Origin of the sequence: Pseudoalteromonas sp. TB25, from assembly GCF_000497995.1 — a bacterium.
In the GTDB taxonomy this organism is placed as follows: domain Bacteria; phylum Pseudomonadota; class Gammaproteobacteria; order Enterobacterales; family Alteromonadaceae; genus Pseudoalteromonas; species Pseudoalteromonas distincta.
This window is the reverse complement of the sequence record NZ_AUTI01000177.1, coordinates 1-4554: the sequence shown is the minus strand read 5'-3', so window position 1 is coordinate 4554 and position 4554 is coordinate 1. Positions and strand designations below refer to the sequence as shown.

3 protein-coding genes and 1 pseudogene are annotated in these 4554 nt (G+C 38.7%); 2 read left to right on the top strand and 2 right to left on the bottom strand.

Going from position 1 to position 4554, the window contains the following annotated elements; all coding sequences use genetic code 11:
- Together L652_RS0103955 and L652_RS0103950 are read left to right on the top strand one after the other, a co-directional pair.
- On the top strand, positions 1-2693 hold a 2693-nt coding region (locus L652_RS0103955), incomplete at its 5' end, for a PAS domain S-box protein (protein ID WP_024603312.1).
- Between the two features lie 3 nt (positions 2694-2696).
- Positions 2697-3689 (top strand): two-component system response regulator, encoded by a 993-nt coding sequence (locus L652_RS0103950; protein WP_024594722.1) that lies wholly within the window; start codon positions 2697-2699, stop codon positions 3687-3689.
- Here L652_RS0103950 and L652_RS0103945 read toward each other — a convergent pair.
- Together L652_RS0103945 and L652_RS01000000123220 are read right to left on the bottom strand one after the other, a co-directional pair.
- Positions 3686-4126: a VOC family protein gene (locus L652_RS0103945; protein ID WP_024594723.1), complete on the bottom strand. Its 441-nt coding sequence runs from the start codon at positions 4124-4126 to the stop codon at positions 3686-3688. The two genes, L652_RS0103950 and L652_RS0103945, sit on opposite strands and share 4 nt — an antisense overlap.
- A gap of 1 nt (position 4127) precedes the next feature.
- Positions 4128-4554: pseudogene (locus L652_RS01000000123220) on the bottom strand (regulator); the annotation flags it as partial.

Sequence of the window (4554 nt, the reverse complement as noted above, 5' to 3'; positions counted from 1 at the left end):
GTTTTGTAGCTACATCGCCACTAATCTATGATGACGCTAATGCAACCGCAGGACTAACTTTTATCGCCATTGCAGTCGCCACAGCAACTATCGCGATTACAAGCGTGGTTGGTGTAATAAATGGTATGGTTCGCTATCGCATGCTACTTGAGGAGAAGTCGGCAAAAGAATCCCGTCTAAATGCTATTTTAGGCACCGCTATAGATGGCATTGTTACCATTGACCATACTGGTATTATTTTAAGTTTTAATGAAGCTGCAAGTAAAATTTTTGGCTGGCAAGAAAACCAAGTTCAAGGCAAAAACGTAAAAATGCTGATGGACGATAACATTGCCAAGCACCACGACGAATACCTCTTAAACGCTCACAATGTTGATCTAGGTAAAATAATAGGCATAAACCGTGATGTATATGCAAAACACATGAACGGACATGTTTTTCCTATTCGCTTAGGTATAGGCGAAGTAAATCAGCCGGGCCATAACCCTTTATATGTTGGCTTTATTACCGACTTGACCGAACAACGCGCTTTGCAACAAAGTTTAGAAGAGAAAGAACAAAAATACCGCTCTCTTATCGATAACATGCCCGGAGTAGCGTTTAGATGCAAGTTTGATGACAACTGGACTATTTTATTTATTAGTCCAAATATAATTGAGCTTACAGGGTATAACCCAAACGAGTTTACAGAGCATTGTATCGAGTTTAATGACTTGGTCTTGAAATCAGACCAAAAACAAATAGTTGATGAAGTCACTAAAGCTGTTGATGCAAAGTCTCAATATTCTATTGAATACCGAATTAGACATAGAAATGGCAAAATTTTGTGGTTGTTAGATAAAGGGAGTATCGACTTTGATGCTCAAGGCAACCCAAAGTGGATTGATGGTGTTTTAGTCGATATTACTGAACGCAAAGAATATGAAGAAAAACTTGAGCAAGCTAAATTTAAAGCTGAAGAAGCTGCTCATGCAAAGCAATCTTTTATGGCTAATATGAGCCATGAAATACGCACCCCAATGAATTCTATAATAGGTTTTAGCGATCTATTAATGGACACCCCACTTGATCAAGAACAACAAAAGCACTTGGTTACCGTAAATAATGCAGCGCGTTCATTGCTAAGATTGTTAAATGAAATTCTCGATTCTGCAAAACTAGAACGCGGTAAGCTCACCATTGAGCCAGTCCACTTTAGCTTAAAACCAGTGATAGACAGTATTATTTCTACTTTTTGGCTAGAAGCTAAAAAGAAAGATTTAGAACTTAAACTCCATATTAAAGAATCAGTAAGTTCTACGTACTACGGCGACCCAGATCGACTCAGACAAGTACTCACTAATCTAATTGGTAACGCGATTAAGTTCACCGAAGAAGGCTCTGTTACGGTCACCGTTGGCATGACACAAAATCAGCATCTGTTTTTTGAAGTGCAAGATACCGGAATTGGTATTGCAAAAGATCGTATTCAAGCTGTATTTCAACCTTTTGAACAAGCCGATGGCACTACTACTCGCCGCTTTGGTGGTACAGGCCTTGGTACAACCATAAGTAAACAACTTGTAGAGCTTATGGGCGGAACAATAAACTTAGTAAGTGAGCTAGGTAAAGGCACCTGTTTTTACTTTTCATTGCCGCTTACTTTAGGTGACGAATCTAAAATAGATTATTTTGATGGTCTACACACCCAACTGCCTGCACTTAGAGTGCTAGTAGTTGATGATATAGAGCAAAATACAGAACTACTGTCTTTGCTTCTGTCATGCGATCAGCATTCAGTTACCAAAGCGTCAAACGGACTTGAAGCGATTAAAGTATTTGAAGAACAAGACTTTGATGTCATCTTAATGGATATACATATGCCCTTGTGTGATGGCATACAAGCAGCACAAAAAATAAGAGCAATAGAAAACCAAAGGCAGCTTAAGTACACGCCAATTATCGCGCTCACAGCAAGCGTATTACAGCAAGATAAGCTTACGGCTAAAAAAGCAGGCATGAATGGCTTTGCCAATAAACCCGTCGATATAAATCAGCTTAACCAAGAAATAGCGCAAGTGCTGGGGCTTGGTATTGCAAAAGAAATGGTTATATCGCAAAGCGATCCTAAAGCGCAGCATATAGATTTTGAAAAAGGATTAGCACTTTGGGGTTCTAAGTGTAAGCAACTTACAGAGATTACTAAGTTTGTTAGTGATAGTGATAAGCGGTTTGAGAGATTATTTAATGATAAATTATCAAACATAAAAGATGTCGATAGCCTCATTCACACACTCAAAGGTGTTGCTGGTAACTTAGGGCTAACAACGTTAATGAAGTTATTAACCGATTTAGAGCACAAGCAAAGTGATGCTAAAGTTATTAGTCTTTTAGACGATATCAAAAACGAACTACTTATTATAACGCAACTGCTGTCATCAAATACTTGCGATGAGCCAAATAGCAAGCCTGAAGATGATAGCTCCGACACTCTATCAATAGATGAGATTAAGCAATTGTGTGAAACACTTCATCAAGATGCGCAAAACGCAGAATTAAATGATGAACTACTCGCAAAGTTGCAACGCGGCGCACCTTCTACCTTTCAAAATGAAGTTGATGATATAGCCGAAGCCTTTGATGAATTTGATTTTGATAAAGTACACGTAATACTAGAAACCTTAATTGAAAAACTAACAAACAATGAGTATTAATTAATGGATTTTACGACAGATAGGCCACGGGTATTAATTGTTGACGATGAGCCTGCAAATCTAAAAGTAATGCGCGAAGTGTTAGGTAATCAATATCGTATGTCGTTTGCTAAATCTGGTGATGCCGCACTAGCACTACTTGAAAAAGAACTACCAAAGCTAATTTTGCTCGACATAATGATGCCAGATATGAATGGCTTTGAAGTGTGCCAAATAGTTAAGAGAAATCCTAAAACATCACACATCCCAATTATTTTTGTAACTGCGCTTGGCGATGAAAGCGATGAATACAAAGGTTTTGAGTTAGGCGCAGTAGATTATATTACTAAACCAATAAGCCCTGCCATTGTAAGAGCAAGGGTTAATACTCACTTGTCGCTAGTACAAGCAGAGCAATTAAAGCAAGCTCATTTAGATTTAGTAGAACGTCTAGGCCGTGCAGCGGAATATAAAGACACCGACACGGGTGAACATATAGTGCGTATGAGCCAATACAGTAAAGTATTAGCGTTAGCACTAGGTATGGATGAACAACGAGCAGAACTTTTACGTCAAGCTGCCCCAATGCACGATGTAGGAAAAATAGGTATTCCTGACGCTATCCTACTCAAACCTGGAAACTTAACCTCTGAAGAGTTTGATCATATGAAAGAACACGCCACCATTGGCGCGCAAATTTTAGCAAACTCATCATCTCCTTTACTACAACTTGCGCATACACTTGCAATTGAACACCACGAAAAATGGGATGGCTCAGGCTATCCTAACGGGATCAAAGGCGAAGAAATATCAGTTGAAGGTAGAATTGTTGCTATAGCTGACGTATTTGATGCACTTACCTCAAAACGCCCTTACAAAGAGGCTTGGAGCGTAGAGAAAACAGTTTTGCATATGCAAGAGCAAGCAGGAACTCATTTCGATCCCGCTCTAATCGAGCTATTAGTAAAAAACTTAGACGATATTATTGCTATAAAAAATGCAAATCAAGAAAGCTAATTCTTTTTAGCACTGTGAGAGCCAAGCTCAACATTTGGGTAATAAGATTTTATATAACGATAGTCATGTGACGTAATTTCATGGCTATTGCCACTTTCATCTTTAAAGTACATAGAAAACGTTACACCATGATCTGCTAAAACTACTTTTATATTTAAACTCTCAAGATGAATACGCCATTGAATAAATTGATCCCCTGAGGCCAAAAATGCAATCCCTTTACTGCGCCCCTCTCCTTCAAACAATGCTAAACGAGAGGTTGAACAAGCATCCTCAAGCGTTAAAGGGCCTCGCCCATGCTCATTCCAAAAGGCAAGCTCTGGCACTACGCTAAAACCTAAAACCCGTTCATACCACTTAACGGCATTAGCTAAGTTATCAACATTTAAATGGCAATGATCAATGCCAGATAATTTCGGTATGCTTGTATTATTCACATTACTCACCAATTTCTGACTTTAATTGCTCTAAAAACTCATGCATATACCTTGTTCGTCTATTCGCCTCTGCTTTAGCTGATGGGGTATTCATACTATCGGCAATATGTAATAACTTTATGAAAAAATGATCAAGCGTGTATGTTTTATCATCAGCCTCGCGTTCAACACAAAAAGGGTCATTTGGGTTATATAATAACCGAGAAATTGAGCCACCAACTTTCATGCATCGGCTAACGCCAATAGCGCCCAACGCATCCATTCTGTCGGCATCTTGTACTATTTGCGCTTCAACTGTTTTAATTTTTATATTTGCGCTGAAGCTATGCGCTGCAATTGCATGATGAATCTCATCAAAAAGTGACTCGTCATAATTAATCGATTTTAAAAACTCCAATGCCTTATCAGCTGCCATAGTAGAGGCTTTT

Bases quoted from the DNA above. Each gene is read 5' to 3' on its own strand.
- L652_RS0103950 (WP_024594722.1), top strand. From the start codon at position 2,697: ATGGATTTTACGACAGATAGGCCACGGGTATTAATTGTTGACGATGAG.